This is a genomic window from Clostridioides sp. ZZV14-6153, assembly GCF_020657855.1.
In the GTDB taxonomy this organism is placed as follows: Bacteria; Bacillota; Clostridia; order Peptostreptococcales; family Peptostreptococcaceae; genus Clostridioides.
The window spans coordinates 297,274-318,675 of record NZ_JAGWCZ010000002.1 but is presented as its reverse complement, the minus strand read 5'-3'; the positions used below and the strand labels follow the sequence as shown (position 1 = coordinate 318,675).

Here is a 21,402-nt window from a genome sequence, read left to right as displayed (position 1 = left end):
TTTAATATTCTCAAATATTATAATATTTCAAGTAATACTATTTTGTTTACTATACTAAAATATAATAAACAATTCAACATAATACAGCACTTTTATTTTGTATACTATAACTATCTAAGATAATTAGAATATTTCTTATTCAATTAATTTAAAAAAATCAGCTGGTACTTTCTCTATATTTATATTTATAAGTTGCGTTGTACACTTAAAATTGTCATTTAGATAGTAACTATTCCATCCATTATCTTCTAATCCCCCCCATAAGATATTAAATTTTCCCGTATTTAAGTCCATAACTATACTTTTTAAAGTTCCAAAAAAATCATTATAATAATTACAAGATAGACCCTGTGGATATTTTGAAGTCAATAAATTCATTAAATCTCTCTCACCAATCTTTTTAGAACTCTCTATATATTCTTTAATTAATTTGTATCTATGAATAGAATTGCTCATTGATTGTGGCTCAAATTTATGAAGTTCATCAATATGGACATGATTTGTAGAATGTAAAAATGATTCTCTTTTGTCTTCTGCCTTATTTATTCTATTTACTTCTTTTCTTCCATCTAAAGTTTCTACAAGTGCAATATTTCCAGACTTATCTGCAATCAATAAATTAATATTATATGCTATTGGCATATCTTCTATATACACCAATGCTTCATCTACATCCTTACAGTTTTCCAACAAATATCTAATAACAGCCCAAAATTGTAAACCTACAATAGCTGGCTTTCTCAGTCCTTCTGAATTACCTACAGGTAAACCACAAGATGACTGACTTACACCTAAACCACATTCATTCATTCCCTCAGTTCTACCAAACTGCATTACTGTAGTCCCAATATGTGCATATTTCCCAGTTACCTTAGTTTCGCATAACACAAAATCCTCCATCTTGTGTGAAAAGTCAAAATTACGTGCAAATAGTACATGACCACTTTCAGTTAATTCTGGTGCTAGTGCAACTTGACTACAACCGGGTCTAAGATATGTCATAGTATAGTATAAAATTTGATTCTGATTTACATGAATAGCATCAGCAAAACCTTGTAATTCTTCATTAAGACCTGGGCAGTATTTATCAAATATCTCTTTCATATACTTTTCTTCTTCTTTAGTTAAAACATTAGGTTTACCAATTTGACTTCCTATTAATTCTGGTATATCTACAATTGATTTTCCAAGTTCATATCCTATTTCATAATTCGTTCCACATAATTCAATATTTCTTACTTTTAAAGTTTCCATATATCTTCCTCCTCTAGTATCTATGTATATTTGATTTTAGCACCTAAAATATATCTTTTCATGATATTTTTTGCTATAACAAATTTATAAATAATAAATGAACTTATTTCTGAATTAATAGACATTACTAAACTAGTCAAAGTTATAAATACACATTTAAATAAAAAATAGTAAACTAAAACGGTGAACTTTACAAAGTTCACCGTTTATTTTCGAGATTCTATTTAATTTAAATTTAGCAAAATATATTTTAATTTAAAAGACTCAACTTTTAATATATTCTTTCTTTAAAGCCTCTATAAAAATATTTATTATCTAAAAAGGACCTAAATTAATTTGTACTGCAATCATCAAAAATACAAACCCTAAAACTAATTCCATAAGTATTATCTTTGATGCAAATTTAAACCATCTTGTATAAGGGACATGAGCAATAGATATTCCAGCCATAAGAACTCCTAGTGTTGGTACTATTCCATTTGCAAATCCATCACCCATTTGATAAGCTAAAACTGCAACTTGTCTAGGTATTCCAATAACATCTGCAAGTGGAGCCATAAGTGGCATAGTTACCATAGCTTGACCTGTACCTGAAGGTATAAAGAAATTGATTACAGACTGCATAATCATCATTGCTCCTCCACTAAAAATCCTAGGAACATAATTTAATACTAATGACAATCCATGAACTATCGAATCTAAAATTACTCCTTGCTCTAATATAACTACTATACTAGATGCAAATCCTATCAAAATAGCTGGATAGACCATCTCTTGCATTCCTTTTACAAATCCAGAAGCAATTTTATTTGGACTCATACCATAGACTATTCCACATAAAATTCCTAGAGCAAAGAAATAAGCTGATAAATCTGACATTCCTAAAGAAAATTTTATAATCAATATCATCAGAACGAGTATCCCTCCAAAGAATGTAACTAATACTCTAATATTTCCAGAAGACAACTTATCCCCAACAGAAGACTCATCAATTTGCCAGTGACTATAATCAATATCTGATACTAAGCTTTTACTTGGGTCTTTTTTTATCTTTTTACAATAAGAAATTATATATGCAGAAAGTAAAATCATTGTACAAATCCAAAATATCCATCTAAACCACATTCCTGAAAAAAGTGGTAATCCAGAAATACCTTGAGCTAATCCTACTGTAAAAGGATTAATTGTAGCTGAACCATATCCTGATGCAAGTCCCAATAAGAGAATAGCCGCAGCCACTAAAGCATCATAACCTAAAGCTATACATAATGTCATCAAAATTGGTAAAAATGCTATGCATTCTTCATACATACCTACAACTCCACCAGCTAATCAAAAAGTAAGTACTAAGCAAGTAATAATAATTTCCCCTCTTTTACTTCCCTGACTCTTAGAGATAACCCTTCCAATTAATGCGTCCAATGAACCTGTAGAATTTACTATACCAAATGCACCACCAATAATAAGTACAAAGAAAACTGTTACAGAATTTTTTCCAAGCCCACTTGGTATAGCTCTAAACAAGTCTATTAAACTAACTGGATGTTGTTCTCCATATGTAAAGCTTCCCGCTTGTACAATCATATTTCCATTATTTAAATCTTCTATTCTGTTATAGGTTCCAGAGGGAACAATATAGGTCATAATTGCTGCAAATATAATTAAACCTATCATCAAAACATATGCATCTGGGAATGCTAATTTTTTCTTTTTGCTCTCACTCTTATTAGTCATAGCCTAATCCCCTTTGTTAGAATTTACTCTTCTTTCATTTTTTTTAGTGTTTCTGGTTCTTCAAATAAACGTAATCCTGTCAAAGCTAATACTTTTATTCCATCAATTACTCTATTTTTTGCATATGGCTTTATAGCTGCTTCTAAAAATTCTTTTGTATGTAGTTCTTCACCATTTTCAGAGAATTTTATCAAAGGATGTATACATGGCATAATTTGACTGAGATTTCCCATATCAGTAGAACCAAGCATTACTTGTTCTTCTTCATCAACAATCCCAAATTCTTGCATTATATCTTTAAATATATTTATTAAAACTTTATTTTCATTCAACCCTTGACATGTAGGTTCAAAATGGTAAAAATCTAGTTCACATCCAGTTGCTATTGCTGCTCCTTTAGCACAGTTCTTTACTTTTTCTACAACCTCATCAAAATAGTCTTGTTCTTTTGCTCTTATTTCTAATCTAACTTTTCCTCTATCAGGTATTACATTTGCAGCGGTTCCTGCTTCTAATATTATACCATGGATTCTAGTTCCATCTACTAACTGTTGTCTTAGCGCATTAACATTGTTATATAATAGTACAACTGCATCTAGTGCATTTATTCCATTATATGGCTTAGCTCCTGCATGAGATGCTTTACCAGTAAATACAAAATCTAATCCACCAATAGCTATAATTTCTGGACTTACACAAGTTTTTGAATTTGGATGTATCATCATTGCAGCATCATAACCATCGAATACACCATGTTCTATTAAGTAAGGTTTTCCATCCCCAGTTTCTTCAGCAGGAGTTCCAATTATACTCACTTCTCCCTCATAAGTATCTAATATACTTGAAAGAGCTATTCCAGCTCCAACTCCCATAGATGCTATCAGATGATGACCACATGCGTGACCATTTCCTGGAAGAGCATCATATTCTGCTATAAAAACTATTCTTGGACCATCACCATTTTTCTTAGTTGCTTTAAAAGCTGTAGCCATACCTGCTAAATTTTCTTCAACCTCAAAACCTTCTTCTCTTAAAAATTCTGATATTTTTTTAGCAGATTTATACTCTTGTAGAGCAATTTCTGGTTCATCATACAAAGATTGACATAGCTCCAAAACTTTTTCTTTCTTTAAATCCGCCACTTGTATTATTTTTTCCTTCATATCAACCTTACCTCCCATTAAAATTAATTTATATATTTATTCATATAAGATAGAACAAATTTATATTTACTGCATTAAAACGATTTCTACACTTATTGTAAAACCTAACGACTTATTCAACAGTATAAATTTTTCTATCTATTATTTTATCTATTAAAATAAACAATCTTACTATATATACTATCCTTTAAAATAACAGTTTTAAATATAAATATATATTTCTACATGTATAAATCAAACATTTAATAAGTAAAAATATAAACATATCAATCAAAACTTATAATTCTACTATTATGTATTATATTGAACTTATATATCTGTGATATCTATTTTGAAAATTTAATTAAAATATCTATATAAAATACTTCACAAATAATTAATTTAATTTATGCTCACTCTCTTTTAAGCATCTATTTTCCCAAAATTCAGCATTTTTTATATCTAATTCAACAGGATTAAAAATCCTATCAGCTCTCTTTATTCCTAATTTTTTCTGTCTTAGGTAATCATAATATGCTTTTATAGCTGGCTTTTGCAGTGTAAAGATAGCAATTAAATTTATATATGTTAAAACACCTATACATATATCGCCTAATGCCCAACTTGTAAGTGGTTCTATAAAACAACACATTGCTGCACATATTATAAGCATAAATCTACAGACATTTATTATGTGCTTTTCATGTTTTTGTGCTTTAATTCTAGTTACCAAATAAGATACATTGGTCTCCATCATATATGAGAATGCTAATAATGTTGTGAAGGTAAATAATAATAAAACTATTGCTATAAAAATATCACCCAATTGAGGATGTAATGTATTTATTGCACTCTGCACATATTGTGGACCTGGCTCTACACCTGGTAGTGCAGTTAAAACTCCTGTAACATTGTATTTTCCTGTTATTATAATCATAATACCTGTAGCCATACATATTAATAATGTATCCACATAAACAGAGAAAGCTTGAACCAATCCTTGTTTAGCTGGATGACTTACTTCTGCTGCCGCTGCACCATAAGTTCCAGAACCTTCGCCTGCTTCATTTGAATATATACCTCTTTTAACTCCCCAAGATATTGCTGCACCTAACATGCCTCCAAACATTGAACCAAACCCGAATGCAGATTTAAACATCGTTATAATAGCATCTGGAACTAAATTTATATTTACTATGATTATCACTATTGTCATGATAAGATATGCTCCACCCATTATAGGTACTACTTTTTCAGCAAATAAACCAATTCTTTTAATTCCTCCAAAAATTATTATTCCCAATGCAATAGAAGATGCAACTGCAATTGTCATTCTTGAAAATCCAAATGCTTGATTCATTGCTAAGTATAGAGTATTTGATTGCGTCCCAGGCATAAAAAATGTATAACTTATAATTGCAACTACTGAAAATAAAATTGAACATCTTTTCCATCCAAGACCTTTTTCAAAGTAATATGGAGGACCACCTCTGTACTGCCCATCATGTTCATCTTTATATATTTGAGCTAGAGTAGATTCTACAAATGCAGTTGCCGAGCCTAATGTAGCCATTATACACATCCATACTAATGCTCCTGGACCTCCCATTGCTATTGCTACAGCCACACCAGCTATATTACCAGTTCCAATTCTACCAGCCATTGATGTAGCAAACCCTTGAAACGATGATATACCAACTTGAGAACTATCTCCTTCAAGTAAAAGAGTAAACATCTCTTTTATGTCTTTTATTTGGAAAAATTTTAATTTCAGTGAAAAATACAATCCTATGCATAAGCACATTGCAACTAATACAGGTGACCAAACAATTCCATTAATGGTGTTAACTAAATCGGTCACTCAACTCACCACCATTCATTTTAATTTATAGACAATAATTTAAACAGCTATGTATTAATATTTTGTATAAACTTTATTTAACTCAACATATCTTATAGACTTATTTTTTATTTTATTTATCTTATTTCTATCTTCTAATATGTAAACTACAGCAATTATTACCAAAATTAAGAATATCAATTGATACATGAACATAAGTATATAAATTTTTTAACGATATGTGTTTGAAAAACAATCAAACAATATAAATTGAAATACATATAAGGAAAGCCCAATTCTACTACATAAATAGCATAAACAGTACACTATTAATACGTGGTTAGATAATATATAGTTAGATTTCATAATTTTCTTATTCATTATTAGATATAAAATTGAGTGCAAATATCATCTATTACTAAAATCCATGTAAAATTTATATTAAACAAGCTTATGTAAATATACAAATAGGTGATAATTGCTACTCAATCTTATACTTTTAGGGGTAACTTTATGCTAAAACTATATTAAAAACACTTGATAACATTTTAATTTTTCCACACTTTATTCATTAAATATAACTATAAATTTTAATTTAGTATTACTTTTTATACAGTATTTATGTCAGTAGATTATACTGAAAAAAATACTCTATTATCAAATGAAACTTTTAAACTTTTAACTTATCCAATCTTCTCTTTTTAACTTTTAATATATATAAACAAGATAATATTCCTATTACTAAAATAGCTATTTGGAATATAAATGTATACGTGTATCCTTTGTTACCATAAGTATCTATCCAATGCCCTATTAATGCAAATTGGAATACATCTGGTGAAAAACCTAAAGCTGCTGCTATACCTATAGTAGTAGCTGAATATTTAACTGGAACATTTACTTCCTCTTGAACTGCATAGTATATACCTTTTCCCATATAACCTAATATACCTACTACAAATGTTAATGCTATAAATAAAGTCATTGGCGTTGATGAAGGCAATACTAAGAATAAAATTATTACTGCTATACCAAGTACATATATTGGTAAAAGCACTTTAGTAGGTGATTTTACTTTGTCTGCACAGTACCCTCCAAATGGAGCACCAAATAGTTTTAATCCATGTTGTCTTATTATAGCTAATGCTCCAGATAGTGCGACTGAACCTCCAAGTACTGAGGTTATATAAGGTGTAAAGTAAGACATTGTAACTGTAAATGAATATACACAGAATATACTTATACCTACTAACCAAGTATTTGGTGATTTTAAAACTACCATAAAGTCACTAGCAGCCATTTTTTCATTTTTACCTTCTTCTTTTTCTTCGCTAATATCTACATCTTTAATGACAAACCATAATACTGGACACATCACTATAGATAATATTCCTAAAGATATCATTACCCATCTCATACCTAAAACAGGAGTTGAAAATAATGTATAAATATATAAGAATATAGCTCCCATTACTACTCCAGAAACTCCAACCATAGCTTCATTAAATCCATAAACTTTACCTTGATTTTCTTTTCCTATAACTCTAAGTATCTTTACCATAGAAGGATAGTTCATAACTAATGATGTAATTGCACAACCTACCCAAGTTATAACAGCAAATGTATAGTTCATGTTAAATGCAAATAAAAATGATACTATTCCATTAAGAAATACAGAACCTAAAATTATCTTTCTATAATCAAATCTATCTGCTAACCATCCTCCTATAGGAGCTCCAAATATATTACCTAAACCATAAATAGTAAGTAAAAAACCTAGTTGAGTATTTGAACACTGTAATGCTTTTAAAATTGGATCATACAATGTGTATTGGATAAATGGTATAATATAAACTAATTCCCAACATATAGCTATGATAACAAGTTGAATCATTAACTTTCCAAACTTTAGCCCGTTCCCTTTTTCTCCCATAATTAAGCCCTCACTTTTAATATTTATTCACAAGCATAATTGAGTTCTTTTTTTATAACTTCTGCAAGTATTTTAATCCCTTCAACTATTTGCTCTTCTGACATTGTTGTATAATTAAGTCTCATAGTATTTTTTGGACCATTATTTGCAAAGAATGATTCTCCAGAAACATAGGCAACTCCAGCATCAATAGCTTTATCTAGTAAATTATCTACATTTATACTTTCAGGAAGTTCAACCCATATAAACATACCTCCATCTGGCTCTGTATATTTAGCTTCTTCTGGAAAATATTTTTTCATAGTTTCTAGCATCAAGAAGCATCTTTTTTTATACTCAGCTCTTATTTTTTCTACATGTTCATTTAAATTATATTTCTTTAAGAATTCTATTACTTGTACTTGAGAAAATTGATTTGATTGTAAGTCGATACCTTGCTTTAAAAGTTCTGCTTTATCTATAATATCTATATTCCCACACATCCAAGCAACTCTAAATCCTGGACATAACACTTTTGAAAATGACCCTAGATATAGTACTTTATCTTTAGTATCAAGTGATTTAAGTGTAGGTAGTGGTTCTTGTGTAAATCTTATCTCTCCATAAGGATTATCTTCTATTACTATGACATCATACTTGTTTACAACTTCCATAAAATCTTTTCTTCTTTGTAGAGACCATGTTTTTCCTGTAGGATTTTGGAATGTTGGTATTACATATATCACCTTTATGTTTGAATTTTCAGATAATAATTTATCTAAATCTTCTGTTACCATTCCTTCTTCATCTGTATCTACTCCTAAAAAATCACATTCATAAGGTCTAAATGCATTTATTGCACCCAAGTAACTTGGATTTTCTGTAACTACTATATCTCCTTTTTCTAATAAAATCATAGCACTAAGAGCTATACCTTGTTGTGAACCAGTAGTTATTATAATATTTTCTGGTTTTGTGTCAATATTTTCTTCTTCTTTCATTCTCTTAGCTATTATTTCTAACAACTCATCTTCACCTTTAGTAGGTCCATAAGCTAAAGCAAATTTTCCTCTTTCATCAAGTACTTGCTTAGTTACTTCACTTATTTCTTTTATTGGAAATAAGTTTGGGTCAGGAAGTCCTGCTGCAAAAGATATAACAGTTCCACCACTTGCCACTTTTTGAGCTATCTTCTTTTGAGAGTCTCTTATAGCTGAAGCCTTTACCATATCCATTCTTTTTGCATATTTCATAATAATTCATCCCCTTTTAAATAATTTCTTATTGTGATGCTAAGCAGGCTAATGCTATTGAATTTATTTTAATTTCGGCTGTATCAGAACGTGAACCTAAAATTATTGGATTTGTTGCCCCCAAAACTATCCCTGCCCACTTAGCTTTATTGAATCTAAGCCATGACTTTCCTAATATGTTTCCTGCCTCTATATTTGGAAATACAAGTAAGTCAACATCGCCAGCAATATTACTTTTGATACCTTTATGCTTTGCTGCATATGCATCAAATGCAACATCAAAGGCTATTGGACCTTCTACTATACAATTTGGTATTTCTCCTGATTTTACCATATCTACAAGTGAATTAGCATCTACTGTAGATTGTATTTTGGGGTCTACCATTTCATTTGCAGTGAGTATTGCAGTTTTAGGATTTTCCATACCTATACTCTTCATAGTAAGAAGTGAATTTATCATTATATCCTTTTTCTGATTTAAATTTGGAGATACATTTATCCCACTATCTGTACAATAAAGAAGTTTATGGTATTGAGGTAATTCATATACTGCAAGTAAACTTAAAAGCCTTCCTGTTCTAAGACCAAACTCTTTATTTAATATAGCTCTCATATAAACACTTGTATTTACTAACCCCTTCATAAGAACTTTAGCATCCTTATTTTTAACTACCTCTACAGCTTTTTTAACTGATTCATCAGGATTTTGACATCCTATTATTTCATATGCTTTTAGTCCAATCTCTTTTGATATATTTTCTATTTTATCTTTATCCCCTACGAGAATTGGCTTTATAAGATTTAAATCTGTTGCTGATTTGACAGCTTTTAACACTTCTTCATCTTCTGCAACAGCAACACTTACAATAACAGGTTCAAGCTTTTTAGCTTCTTCTAATAAATTATTAAAATCTTTTAACATATTTTTTCTCCTAAATATTAATAAGTTTTTGCCATTTCTTCTCCATTAAGAACTCTAAGAGCTCCAAGAGCAAGTGCTTCCATTTCCATCTCACCTGCCACTATCTCTACTGGTGCTAAATATGAAACTTTTTCTATTATTCCTTTAGTTACCATTTCCGAATGTGATATTCCCCCTGTTAAAATAATCCTATCTATATCTCCAGAAAGTGAGGCTCCATACATAGAAATTTCTTTAGCTGTTTGATAGATAAACGCATCCATTATAAGTTTAGCTTTTTCATCACCATCTTTAATTCTATTTTCGATTTCTATCATATCTTTTGTTCCTAAATAATCGTACATACCTCCAATTGAACTTACTTTTGCAACCATTTCATCATGAGTATATTTTCCTGAGTAACATAATTCTATAAGAGGGTATGCAAGTAATCCTCCACTTCTTTCTGGCGAAAATGGACCATCAGACCTTCCACCACTTCCATCTATCATTTTTCCTTTTTTATGTGCTACAATTGATATTCCAGAACCTAGATGTGCTACAATAAAATTGTAATCTTCATATTTTCCACCTAGTTTTTGTGCTATTTTTCTTGAGACAGCTTTATGATTTAGTGCATGCAACCAGCTAGCTTTTTCTATATCTGATATACCTGTAATCCTTGATACATCATCAAATTCATCTACAGAAACTGGGTCTACTACAAATGATTGAACTCCTATTTCATCTGCTATAGTCTTAGCTAACAAGGCACCTAAGTTTGATGCATGTTCTCCATTTATTTCATTTCTCATATCCTCAATCATTTCTTTACTTACGATATAAGTACCACCTTTTATAGCCTTCATAAGTCCACCACGACCTACTACTGCGTCAAAAGAATTTATATCGTGATTTTCACTACTTAAAACATCCACTATTAATTGCTTTCTATAATCGTATTCATCAAATACCTTAGAAAAATTTTTTAAATCTTCTCTTGTATGAGTTATATTTTTTTTCAAAACTTCATCTTTATCTTGAAATACAGAAATCTTTGTAGATGTACCACCAGGATTAATTACTAAAATTTTCACTTCAACGCCTCCTCGGTTTCATACTGTAGAACGTCGTTCTGTTATTTTTTTAAAAATTTTGTCGTCCTATCACTCAGAACGACGTTCTATATTTTATTAATTAAATACTAACACATAAAAATGAGTATTTCAATAATAATTTTAAATATTTAAAATATTCACTCATAATCATATCCAGCTTCAAATGCTTCCACATTTTTTGCATTAAACTTTCCTTTACCTTGATTTTCAAAGTACTCACACATACCACTTTCAAATTCTTCTTTTGTAAATAAATCTAAATTCTTCACCATAGCACCCAACATACAAATATTAGCAGATTTTTCATTGCCTAAATTTTGAGCTATTTCAGTAACAGGTACTTTTATAACATTAATATCTTCTCTATATTTTCTATCCTTATTTACTAGTGATTCATTGACAAACATATAACCATTTGCTTTCATTAAACTTTCATACTTATCTATTGATACACTATTCATTCCCAATAATATATCTGGATTTTTTACACAAGGATTTGCAATTTTCTCATCACTTACAACAACATTACAATTTGCACTTCCTCCTCTCATCTCATTTCCATAAGATGGGAACCATGTAATCTTCTTTTCTGCCTTATATGCAACATACATTATAATTTTTCCTGCTGTAAGAACTCCCTGTCCTCCAAAACCAGCACATATAATTTCATTTAACATATTATTTCCTCCCTAATCAATAAATTCTCCAAGTGGATACTTTGGAACAAGTTCGTTTTCTATTCTCTTCATAGCATCTACTGGCTTTAATCCCCAGTTTGTTGGACATGGTACAAGTATTTCTATTAAGCAAAAGCCTTTCTTATCTTTTTGTTTTTCAAGTGCTTTTTTGATATATCTTTTTGTTGTATTTATTTCTTTAGGGTTAGTTATTGTTCCTCTTGCCAAATATGCTATATCTAAATTTCCCATAACTTTTACAACATCAAATGTTGAACCATGGTCTTCATATGTTCTACCTGCTGGAGTAGAAGCTGTATGTTGACCTTGTACAGTAGTTGGAGCCATTTGCCCACCTGTCATTGCAAACATATTATTATTCATAACTAAAAATATTACATTATCATTTCTAGTAGCAGCTGACATAGTTTCTCCAAGCCCTATTGCATAAGCTCCACCATCTCCAGCTATTGTAAATATATATTTATCTGGTCTAACTCTTTTCATAGCTGCCATAGCTGCACCCATTTTACCATGAGGAGGAACAACAACATCTACATTCATACTAAATTGAAACATATGATTACAGCCTATATCTGAGCATATAATTGTATCTTGACATATATTCATTTCTGTTAATACTTCTCCAATAATTCTATCGACTATAGAGTGTCCACAGCCTCCACAGAACATATTTTCACACATCATTATTGCTGGTGCTTTTTTAGCCATAATTAAAATACCTCCTCTTGCTTAGCTTTTCCATCTATAATCTCTTGAGCAAAATCTATTAATTGATTTACTTCTGCCATATATTGAGCTGTTGCTACTGAATATACTGGGAATCTATTATTACATGCTATAATGACATCTTCCTTCATTTGTGCCATCATGTTCATTTCAACTGTTACAAGCCCTTTTAATGAATCTTTTAATTTTTTGAAAGCTTTTCTTGGGTAAGGCCACAATGTTTTGGGTCTTATTAATCCAAGTTTTATACCTCTTGCTCTTGCATCTCTAACTGCACCTTCTGCTATTCTTGAAGAAATTCCATATGCAACAAATACCACATCTGCATCTTCTATCTCTATTTCTTCCCATCTTTGTTCATTTTCTTGAACTTTTCTCATTTTTTCTATATAACCTTTTTGCCATGTATCTTGGTCTTCAAAATATGTTATATCAGTTATTACTTTATTTTTTTCTCCAACAGGAGTTCCTTTTGCTGCCCATGGAGCTTTATCCTTATCATATTCTTTCATTGGTGGTGCCATACAAGGTTCTACCATTTGACCTATTGTAGCATCAGAAAGTATAAGTACTGGATGCATATATTTTTCAGCTAATTCAAAAGACTCATATGCCATATCCATATTTTCTTGAACACTATTAGGTGCCAATACAATTAAATGATAATCTCCATTTCCTCCACCTTTTACAGCTTGCCAGTAATTATCTTGACCAGCTCCTATAAATCCATCTCCTATACCATATCTTTGTACACATGCTACAACTGCTGGTAAACCAGCTGATACCCAATATGCAATTCCTTCTTGTTTTAATGAAAATCCAGGTCCAGATGAAGACGTCATAGCTCTTGCTCCAAGTGCACTTGCCCCCATAACCATATTTACGCTGGCTATTTCAGATTCACCTTGAATAAATACTCCTCCAACCTCTTTTTGTCTCCAAGCCATCATTTCTAATATTTCTGATTGTGGTGTTATTGGATAACCTGCATAAAATCTACATCCACCACGTATAGCTCCTTCTGCTAAGGCTTCATTTCCCTTAATTAATAAACTTTGCATACGTTTTCTCCCTTCCAATAAAAAGTTATTTATAATATCTCAAATACTAAATCAGGACACATTGTATAACAAGCGCCACATTGAACACACTTTTCTTCATCGACTTTGACTGTTACAAAGCCTTTTTTATTTGTGTAATCAGAAAGACTTATTGCTTCTTTTTTGCAAGCTTCAATACAAAGATAACACCCCTTACATCTTTCAACACTCAACTTGACTTTTTCCATTTTTCAAATCTCCCCTTTTATGTAGTAATTTTTTTACTTAATTTTAAATATATAATATTTATGTGGGTTTATTATATATATTTCATTGTTGTTCTATTCTTTAGAACACTGTTCTGTTTTGTATTGCTTAATTAAAAGATATCACATTCGCTTATATATTTCAATAATTTTTTCAATTTTAAAAATATTTAATTTTTATATTCAATAAAAAAGAGACCCTATCTAAACTGGCATTTACAAATAACAATTTAAATTTAGTCCCTTTTTATTATTCAAATTTATTTTTTAAAATTATCTAAAAAGTTCAGATATACTCTTTGCAGTTTCTATAACTCTTTTAATCTTATATTCAAGGTCTCCTTCTTGCATTCTTATAGTAGGACCTGATAGACTTATTGCTGCTATAGCTCTATTATTTTTATCCAAAATAGGTGCTCCAATACAAGTTAAACCATGTTCTAGTTCTTGGTCATCTAGAGCATATCCTTGCTCTTTTATTTTTGCCAAAAAAATCATCATATCATCCCAATTATCAATTGTATGCTCTGTATATTTGTGTATTGGAGTTTTTCTGTACTTTTCAAAATCTATAGAATCATTAAATGCCATAAGACATTTTCCAACTGCTGAACAATAACATTCACTACTGGAGCCAACTGACGGATTTACTGAGAGTAATTGATTTGAACCATATTCTTTATGTATTATGATACTTCTTGGAGAATCTTGAGCTCTTTCTTCTAGTATAGACACATTCACCACTTCGTTAAATTCTTGATTTAATTTTTTCGTATATGGTTTTACTATTTCAGTCAAAGACATTTGTTCTCCCACAACCATACCTATTGCATATAAATTTATTCCCAACCAATACTTACCATTTTCAGTGTTTTGTATAACAAAACCTTTGTTTTCAAGAGTTACTAAAGTTCTATGTACAGTACTCTTATATACTCCCATAACCTTACTTATTTCAGTTATTCCCATCTCTCTCTTTTCATGATATAATAGCAAAATTATGTCTAGGGCTCTATCTAATGCATTTATTATTTCTCCCATATACAAATACTCCTCCTGCGAATATTAAGCGTTTATTCAACACTATACTAAATATTATATATTAAAATCACAAAATTATCTATTTATCTTAATTATATTTTATAAAACAAAAATATTATACTTATTTAACAAAATAAAGAGTCATACTCAGTATATCTTCCTTATTTTGACTTTTGATAGTATTCTACTGTTATATTTTTACCATATCTAGATAATAATATATATATAATTATACAGTATATTTATTTTTATACAAGTCTAATAATGAGGTGAAATAATGGATAATTTAAAAGAGACATTGTTAAATGAACTACATAATTTTAAAGAATATTCTTTAAAATTATTGAATGGAGAAATAAATAAAATGCAATACAAAGGATTTTCTGGTGGATATGGAGTTTATGCTCAAAGAGACAAAAAATCATTTATGATAAGACTTCGAGTATCTGCTGGAGTATTGTCGAAATCTCAACTTGAAAAAATTTACCAAATGGCTACCAAACATAAGCTAGATAAGATACATTTAACAACTAGACAAGCTATACAATTACATGACTTGTCTATAGACTCTATAGTTGATGTTATGGAAGAGGGAATAAAAAATGATATCTTCACTAGAGGCGGTGGTGGTAACTATCCTAGAAATATAGGTTTATCTCCATTATCAGGAGTTGACCCTGACGAAGCTTTTGATGTTACTCCTTATGCAGTTGCTACTGATAAATATTTTATCAAAAATGCTACTACATATCACTTGCCTAGGAAACTAAAAGTTTCTTATTCTAGTTGTTATACAGATGCTGCCCATTGTAGTATACAGGACTTAGGATTTGTAGCTACTCTAAAAAATGGCGAACCATATTTTAGAGTTTTCTTAGGCGGAGGTTTAGGTAAACAACCTAAAGTTGCTTTAGAACTTGATGAAGTTATAAAACCTAAAGATGCATTATATTGTGTAGAAGGAATGATTAAATTCTTTATGGCTTATGGTAATTATGAAAATAAAAACAAAGCTAGAGTTAGATATATGGTTGAAACTCTTGGAGAGGAGATGTTTTTAGAAAAATTTAAAGAATACTATAAATTAGAAAAAGAAAAAGGTAATCTTGAACTTAATGTTGAACAAATTGATTATTCTAAGCCTGGAATTAAGATAGATTTACATGACTCTAGATTAATCCATCAAAAACAATCTGGCTTATACACTGTATATATACATCCAATAGGAGGTCTATTATTGACTAAAGATTTAAAAATTTTACTTCAAGAGTTAGATAATATTAAAAATCCTATGATTAGATTAGGTATGACAGAAGGATTGTACATCTTAAATTTAGATGGAAATGAAGCAAAAAGAATATTAGAAATAAGCAAGACTATTAGTTGCAACTCTCAATTAGAACAGAGTATCTCCTGCATAGGTGTTCCTATTTGTCAGATGGGTATACAAAATAGCCAAAAAATGTTGCATGAGATAATAGATTATTTTAGATTACAAAACAATGAAGAAATTTTAAACAAAGCTCCTAAATTATATATTTCAGGATGTCTAAATTCATGTGGTGTTCACCAAATTGGTAGTATAGGATTATGTGGTAAAAAGAAGAATGTCAATGGTGTATCTACTGATGCATTTGAATTATTTGTTGGAGGTAGTTTTGAAATAGGTAAGACTAAACTAGGAAAATCTCTAGGAGATTTTAAAGCTAGTGACCTTCCAAAGATGCTTTATGAAATAGTTGAGGTTTCATCAGGAAATTTTTATGAATGGATAAATTTAAATGATGATTTATTAAATAACATAACTGATAAATATAAAATATAAATTGATTAAAAAAATGAGATAGCTTATCGCTATCTCATTTTTTATAATCAATTGTATTTTATTTATAAACTATTTTAGATAAATCGCAAATTTCTAGCATAGTATCATATATTTGTTTAAGTAAACCAAGTCTGTTATTTTTAATAGATTCATCATTATCCATAACCATAACTGAATCAAATAGGTTATCAACTACAGGTCTTAAAGATGCAAACTCATCTAAAGCAGTACCGTATTTCTTGTCTTTTAATAATTCTTTTACTCTTACTTTTACTTGCTTAAATTCATTATAGAGCTTAATTTCAGCATCTTCTTTTAATAGATTTTCATCAATTCTATCACATTCTGCTTTTTGAGCCAAAGTAGAAACCCTATTAAATGCAGTAAGCATTTCCACTAATTCATCTTTTTCTAGCCAATTATTAAGCTCTAAAGCTCTCATATGCATATCAGAAATATCATTTATATCAGAGCTTAAAACAGCATCAACAACATCATATCTTATCCCTAAATCTTTAAATAGATTTTTTACTCTTTCATTAAAGAAGTTCATTATTTGCTCAACAACTTCCTCTTTATTAAAATCTAACTCAGAATAATTATCTAAAGCATGTTCAATAAGTACTTTTAAGTCTACAGCTACTTTTCTATCCATAAGTATACTAAGTATACCTAAAGCTTGTCTTCTTAAAGCATATGGGTCTTGAGAACCTGTTGGTTGTATTCCTATGGCAAAAAATCCTGCTATTGAATCTAATTTATCAGCTATTGATAAAGCTACTCCTGCATTAGTTTTAGGAAGAATATCTCCTGCAAATCTTGGTAAATAATGTTCAAAAATAGCCTCACTTACAACATCATTTTCTCTTCCAACCTTCGCGTATTCTTTTCCCATAAAACCTTGTAATTCGTCAAACTCTCCTACCATTCCAGTAACTAAATCTGCTTTAGATAATTTAGCAGCTCTTATAGTGTCTGCCTTTTCATCTGCTAATCCTAAACTATCAAGTATATCAGCACTTAGTTTCTCAAGTCTTAAAGTTTTGTCATAAATAGTACCCAATTTTACTTGGAAAACAACAGTTTTTAATTTTTCTATGTAGCTTTCCAAGTTTCTCTTAGTATCTTCTCTATAGAAAAATAAAGCATCAGCAAGTCTTGCTTCTAAAACTTTTTCATTTCCAGCTTTAACATTATCTATTCTGTAAGAGTCTCCATTTCTAACAGCTATAAAGTTAGGTAACAGTTTTCCTTCTTTAAGTACTGGGAAATATCTTTGATGTTGTTTCATAGGAGTTATAATAACTTCTTTTGGTAGTTTTATATAGTCTGTATTAAATTCGCCATAAAAAGCAGTTGGATATTCAACTAAGTAAGTTACCTCTTCAAGTAAATCTTCATCAAACTCAACTTCGCCACCTAAAGAGTTGGCTACTTCTATACATTGTTTTCTTATAATTTCTTTTCTCTTATTTTGTTCTAAAACTATATAATTTTTCTCTAATTTTTCAAAATATTCTTCTATAGAATTAACTTCTATTGTACTTTCCCCTAAGAATCTATGTCCTTTTGTTACATTAGAAGATATTATTCCTTCTAAATCAAATTCTAATACCTTATCATTTAACAATGTAACTATCCATCTTATAGGTCTTGCAAATTTTAGGTTTTTTCCTCCCCAACGCATAGCTTTTGGGAATACTACAGATTTTATAGTTTCTGGTAATATCTCTTTTAACACTTCTGAAGTGTCTTTCCCTGCTTGCTTTATAGTAGCAAAAATATATTCATCTTTTCCAACTTGTTTAAAATATATGTCAGATTCTCTTAATCCTTTACTTTTTATAAATCCTAAAGCTGGTTTTGTGAAATTATTTTCTGCATCAACAGCAATCTTCTTGGCAGGACCTTTTATTTCTTCTTCTAAATCACTTTGCTTATCACTTAAGCCTTCAACTACTAAAGTCAATCTTCTTGGTGTTCCATAGGCATCTATTTTATTAAAAGATATTCTATTTTCCTCAAATAATTTATTAAGATTGTTTTTTAATTGTTCTAGTGTACTACCCATAAATCTTGATGGCATTTCTTCAACACCGATTTCAAATAAAAGATAATTTTTCATTATTTGTCACCGTCCTTTAAAAGAGGGAATCCCATTTCTTCTCTTTGTTTTACAAAAGTTTCTGCAACAGTTTTTGCCATATTTCTAACTCTACCTATAAATGAAGCTCTTTGACTAACACCTATTGCTCCTCTTGCATCCAATGTATTAAATGCATGAGAACATTTTAATACATAATCATATGAAGGTATTACAAGACCGCTTTCCATAAGTCTTAATGCTTCTTTTTCATATATATCAAACAGATTAAACAACATATCTGCATCACATAATTCAAACGCATACACTGAGTTTTCATACTCAGCTTTATTAAACACTTCGCCATAAGTTATTTTATCATTCCATTTTAAATCATAAACACTATCAACTTCTTGAATGTACATAGCTAATCTTTCTAATCCATATGTAATTTCTCCTGTCTCAAGCTCACATTCAATATTACCTACTTGTTGGAAGTATGTAAATTGAGTTATTTCCATACCATCTAACCAAACTTCCCATCCAAGTCCCCAAGCACCAACTGTAGCAGCTTCCCAGTTGTCTTCAACAAATCTTATATCATGTTCACTTGGGTCAATTCCAATTTCTTTTAAGCTCTCTAAATACAATTCTTGTATATTATCTGGAGATGGCTTTAGTATAACTTGGAATTGATGATGTTGATATAATCTGTTTGGGTTTTCACCATATCTTCCATCTGCTGGTCTTCTTGAAGGCTCTACATAGCATACTTGCCAAGGCTCAGGTCCTAATGATCTTAAAAAAGTATTAGGATTCATAGTTCCAGCACCTTTTTCAACATCGTAAGGTTGCATCATGATACAACCTTGCTTTGACCAGTATTTTTGCAATGCCAGTATCATTTCTTGAAAATTCATAAAAATCCCTCCTATAACAATAAAGCCTCTCGTCTACACGAAAGGCTATTTTAATAGTTCTTCTACAACTTTTAGAATATCAAATTCTATAAAATTTGTCAATGTTAGTGATAATTCTTATAATTATCTTCTTTTCATTTTTTAAAAGTCACTTTATATCTATTTATTTTCGTCTTCGTTTTCATTATTCTTTTCAGATTCTTCTTTCATAAGATCAGCAGTTACGTCTTTATCATCTTCTTTTTTATCAACTACTACATCTTTTACATCTTTAGCTGCATTAGTTATCATATTCTTCAAAGCATGAAGTTTTTCTTCATTTAATTCACCTAAGTCTACAACTTCACCATCTTCTTCATTTTGAACTTTTATACGATATTTACTTATAACAGCTGCTGATAAACCAACTAGAGTAGCTAATGGTACAAAAGCTAATCCAACAACTCCTACTGTTAAAGGAATATTCATCATAGTTTTTCCATCTTTTTCAACTATTACTCTTACAACACTACTTTTTTTAAGAAGTTCTTTTAATTGATATTTTATATTTTCTCCATCTTTACCAAATACTTCTTCCATAGTTTCTTTAGCAGATTTAGCTTTACAATTACAAGTATTCTTTTTATTTTCTAAATATATTACTGCCTCAATTACATCTCCATTACATTCCACTAATGCTTCTTTTGCTTCTGCATAAGTTGCTCCTGGAACTCTTTCAAAGACTGAATCAACCATTTCAATAGTTATATTACTACTCATTATTATCCACTCCCTTATTATTTTTTACACTTTGCAATACGTGTAATGATTTTAGATTAATATTATCAACATAAACCTTCAAATATTTTTCTAGTATATTTTCGAGTTCATGTGTTATATATTTTGATACTTTAGCTTTGCTACATGTTAAAATATCATTCCTTAATACATATTCCATTAGACTAACAGTTGTTAAATCCAATTTTATATTATTATCAAAAAGTGTATTACACTTACTACATAGTATACCACCTTCATAAATATTAAACATAGAATTTTGCAAAATTTTACTTCCGCAATTAATACATTTATTTACTATCGGTTTAAATCCTATATAGTCCAAGAACTTTAACTCAAATGCAGCTGTTACAAATCTATTATCTGTATTCTCTTGTGTATATAAATACAGCGTCTGTGCAAGTAATATAAATAACCTATTATTAGTTTGATTTTCAAGTATAGAATTTTCAACTAATTTTGTAATATATGTAGCATAAGAAAATGCCTCTATATCGTAGGATATATTATAAAAACTTTTTATGATTTCACTTTGGGTAACCTTGTACATATTTCCTTGTTTTTTTAAAGTAAAATTGCTATAAGAAAATAACTGTGATGATGAAAGTAAAGAGCTCTTATTTTTTTTGGCTCCTTTTGCTATTGCAGATACTTTTCCAAGCTTTCTCGTAAACAGAGTAAGTATTATATCACTTTCCTTGTACCTTATAGCTTTAAGTACTATCCCCTGGGTGTTCAGGATTATCATCGTCTTCTTTTTTCTCCCTTACTTCTTCGACTTCTTCACTTAGGTTTTTGCAATCACAGAAATATAGATATGCATCTACACTACCTGTTTTTTTAAAAACTTCCCAACTGATATTGTTCAT

Annotated in this window: 18 protein-coding genes and 1 pseudogene; 1 reads left to right on the top strand and 18 read right to left on the bottom strand. The window is 29.8% G+C overall.

From position 1 onward, the window contains the following. Positions 1-135: 135 nt before the first annotated feature. The 13 genes and pseudogenes from KGF46_RS04225 to KGF46_RS04165 form a co-directional block, all read right to left on the bottom strand. Positions 136-1,254, bottom strand: a complete 1,119-nt coding sequence (locus tag KGF46_RS04225; protein ID WP_227828235.1) for a C45 family autoproteolytic acyltransferase/hydolase — start codon at positions 1,252-1,254, stop codon at positions 136-138. A gap of 315 nt (positions 1,255-1,569) precedes the next feature. After that, positions 1,570-2,988: pseudogene (locus KGF46_RS04220) on the bottom strand (YfcC family protein). 23 nt (positions 2,989-3,011) lie between these two features. Continuing rightward, the gene (locus tag KGF46_RS04215; RefSeq protein ID WP_227828234.1) at positions 3,012-4,151 is read right to left on the bottom strand and encodes a M20 family metallopeptidase; all 1,140 of its coding nucleotides are present in this window, start codon (positions 4,149-4,151) and stop codon (positions 3,012-3,014) included. A gap of 376 nt (positions 4,152-4,527) precedes the next feature. Next, positions 4,528-5,991, bottom strand: a complete 1,464-nt coding sequence (locus tag KGF46_RS04210; RefSeq protein ID WP_227828233.1) for an alanine/glycine:cation symporter family protein — start codon at positions 5,989-5,991, stop codon at positions 4,528-4,530. Positions 5,992-6,640: 649 nt separating this feature from the next. Beyond that, positions 6,641-7,903 (bottom strand): MFS transporter, encoded by a 1,263-nt coding sequence (locus KGF46_RS04205; RefSeq protein ID WP_227828232.1) that lies wholly within the window; start codon positions 7,901-7,903, stop codon positions 6,641-6,643. 23 nt (positions 7,904-7,926) lie between these two features. Next, positions 7,927-9,135: a PLP-dependent aminotransferase family protein gene (locus KGF46_RS04200; RefSeq protein WP_227828231.1), complete on the bottom strand. Its 1,209-nt coding sequence runs from the start codon at positions 9,133-9,135 to the stop codon at positions 7,927-7,929. Positions 9,136-9,163: 28 nt separating this feature from the next. After that, positions 9,164-10,057 carry a bifunctional enoyl-CoA hydratase/phosphate acetyltransferase gene (locus KGF46_RS04195; RefSeq protein WP_227828230.1) on the bottom strand — a complete coding sequence of 298 codons (894 nt, stop codon included), beginning with the start codon at positions 10,055-10,057 and terminating at the stop codon, positions 9,164-9,166. Between the two features lie 17 nt (positions 10,058-10,074). Beyond that, positions 10,075-11,133, bottom strand: a complete 1,059-nt coding sequence (buk, locus tag KGF46_RS04190; RefSeq protein WP_227828229.1) for a butyrate kinase — start codon at positions 11,131-11,133, stop codon at positions 10,075-10,077. A gap of 158 nt (positions 11,134-11,291) precedes the next feature. Continuing rightward, on the bottom strand, positions 11,292-11,831 hold the full coding sequence (locus KGF46_RS04185) for a 2-oxoacid:acceptor oxidoreductase family protein (protein WP_227828228.1): 540 nt from the start codon (positions 11,829-11,831) through the stop codon (positions 11,292-11,294). Positions 11,832-11,843: 12 nt separating this feature from the next. Next, positions 11,844-12,563 (bottom strand): thiamine pyrophosphate-dependent enzyme, encoded by a 720-nt coding sequence (locus KGF46_RS04180; RefSeq protein ID WP_227432607.1) that lies wholly within the window; start codon positions 12,561-12,563, stop codon positions 11,844-11,846. A gap of 2 nt (positions 12,564-12,565) precedes the next feature. After that, complete coding sequence (vorB, locus tag KGF46_RS04175) at positions 12,566-13,642, bottom strand: 3-methyl-2-oxobutanoate dehydrogenase subunit VorB (RefSeq protein ID WP_227828227.1); 1,077 nt, start codon at positions 13,640-13,642, stop codon at positions 12,566-12,568. Positions 13,643-13,671: 29 nt separating this feature from the next. Continuing rightward, a complete protein-coding gene (locus KGF46_RS04170) occupies positions 13,672-13,869 on the bottom strand; it encodes a 4Fe-4S dicluster domain-containing protein (protein WP_227432605.1) in 198 nt (65 codons plus the stop codon). A gap of 291 nt (positions 13,870-14,160) precedes the next feature. Then, on the bottom strand, positions 14,161-14,928 hold the full coding sequence (locus KGF46_RS04165; protein ID WP_227828226.1) for an IclR family transcriptional regulator: 768 nt from the start codon (positions 14,926-14,928) through the stop codon (positions 14,161-14,163). A gap of 277 nt (positions 14,929-15,205) precedes the next feature. On the opposite strand from KGF46_RS04165, the gene KGF46_RS04160 reads away from it, so the two are divergent. Next, positions 15,206-16,753 carry a nitrite/sulfite reductase gene (locus tag KGF46_RS04160; RefSeq protein ID WP_227856275.1) on the top strand — a complete coding sequence of 516 codons (1,548 nt, stop codon included), beginning with the start codon at positions 15,206-15,208 and terminating at the stop codon, positions 16,751-16,753. Between the two features lie 58 nt (positions 16,754-16,811). On the opposite strand, the gene glyS is transcribed toward KGF46_RS04160, so the two are convergent. The 5 genes from glyS to KGF46_RS04135 form a co-directional block, all read right to left on the bottom strand. Then, positions 16,812-18,878, bottom strand: coding sequence for a glycine--tRNA ligase subunit beta (gene glyS / locus KGF46_RS04155; protein WP_227861806.1), 2,067 nt, complete (start codon positions 18,876-18,878; stop codon positions 16,812-16,814). Next, positions 18,878-19,756 carry a glycine--tRNA ligase subunit alpha gene (glyQ, locus tag KGF46_RS04150; protein WP_227432601.1) on the bottom strand — a complete coding sequence of 293 codons (879 nt, stop codon included), beginning with the start codon at positions 19,754-19,756 and terminating at the stop codon, positions 18,878-18,880. The genes glyS and glyQ overlap by 1 nt, the downstream gene beginning before the upstream one ends. A gap of 159 nt (positions 19,757-19,915) precedes the next feature. Next, on the bottom strand, positions 19,916-20,515 hold the full coding sequence (locus tag KGF46_RS04145) for a DUF4342 domain-containing protein (protein WP_227842150.1): 600 nt from the start codon (positions 20,513-20,515) through the stop codon (positions 19,916-19,918). Then, a complete protein-coding gene (recO, locus tag KGF46_RS04140; RefSeq protein WP_227840734.1) occupies positions 20,508-21,281 on the bottom strand; it encodes a DNA repair protein RecO in 774 nt (257 codons plus the stop codon). Before recO ends, KGF46_RS04145 begins: the two co-directional genes overlap by 8 nt. Beyond that, positions 21,247-21,402 (bottom strand): YqzL family protein, encoded by a 156-nt coding sequence (locus KGF46_RS04135; protein WP_227828222.1) that lies wholly within the window; start codon positions 21,400-21,402, stop codon positions 21,247-21,249. The genes recO and KGF46_RS04135 overlap by 35 nt, the downstream gene beginning before the upstream one ends.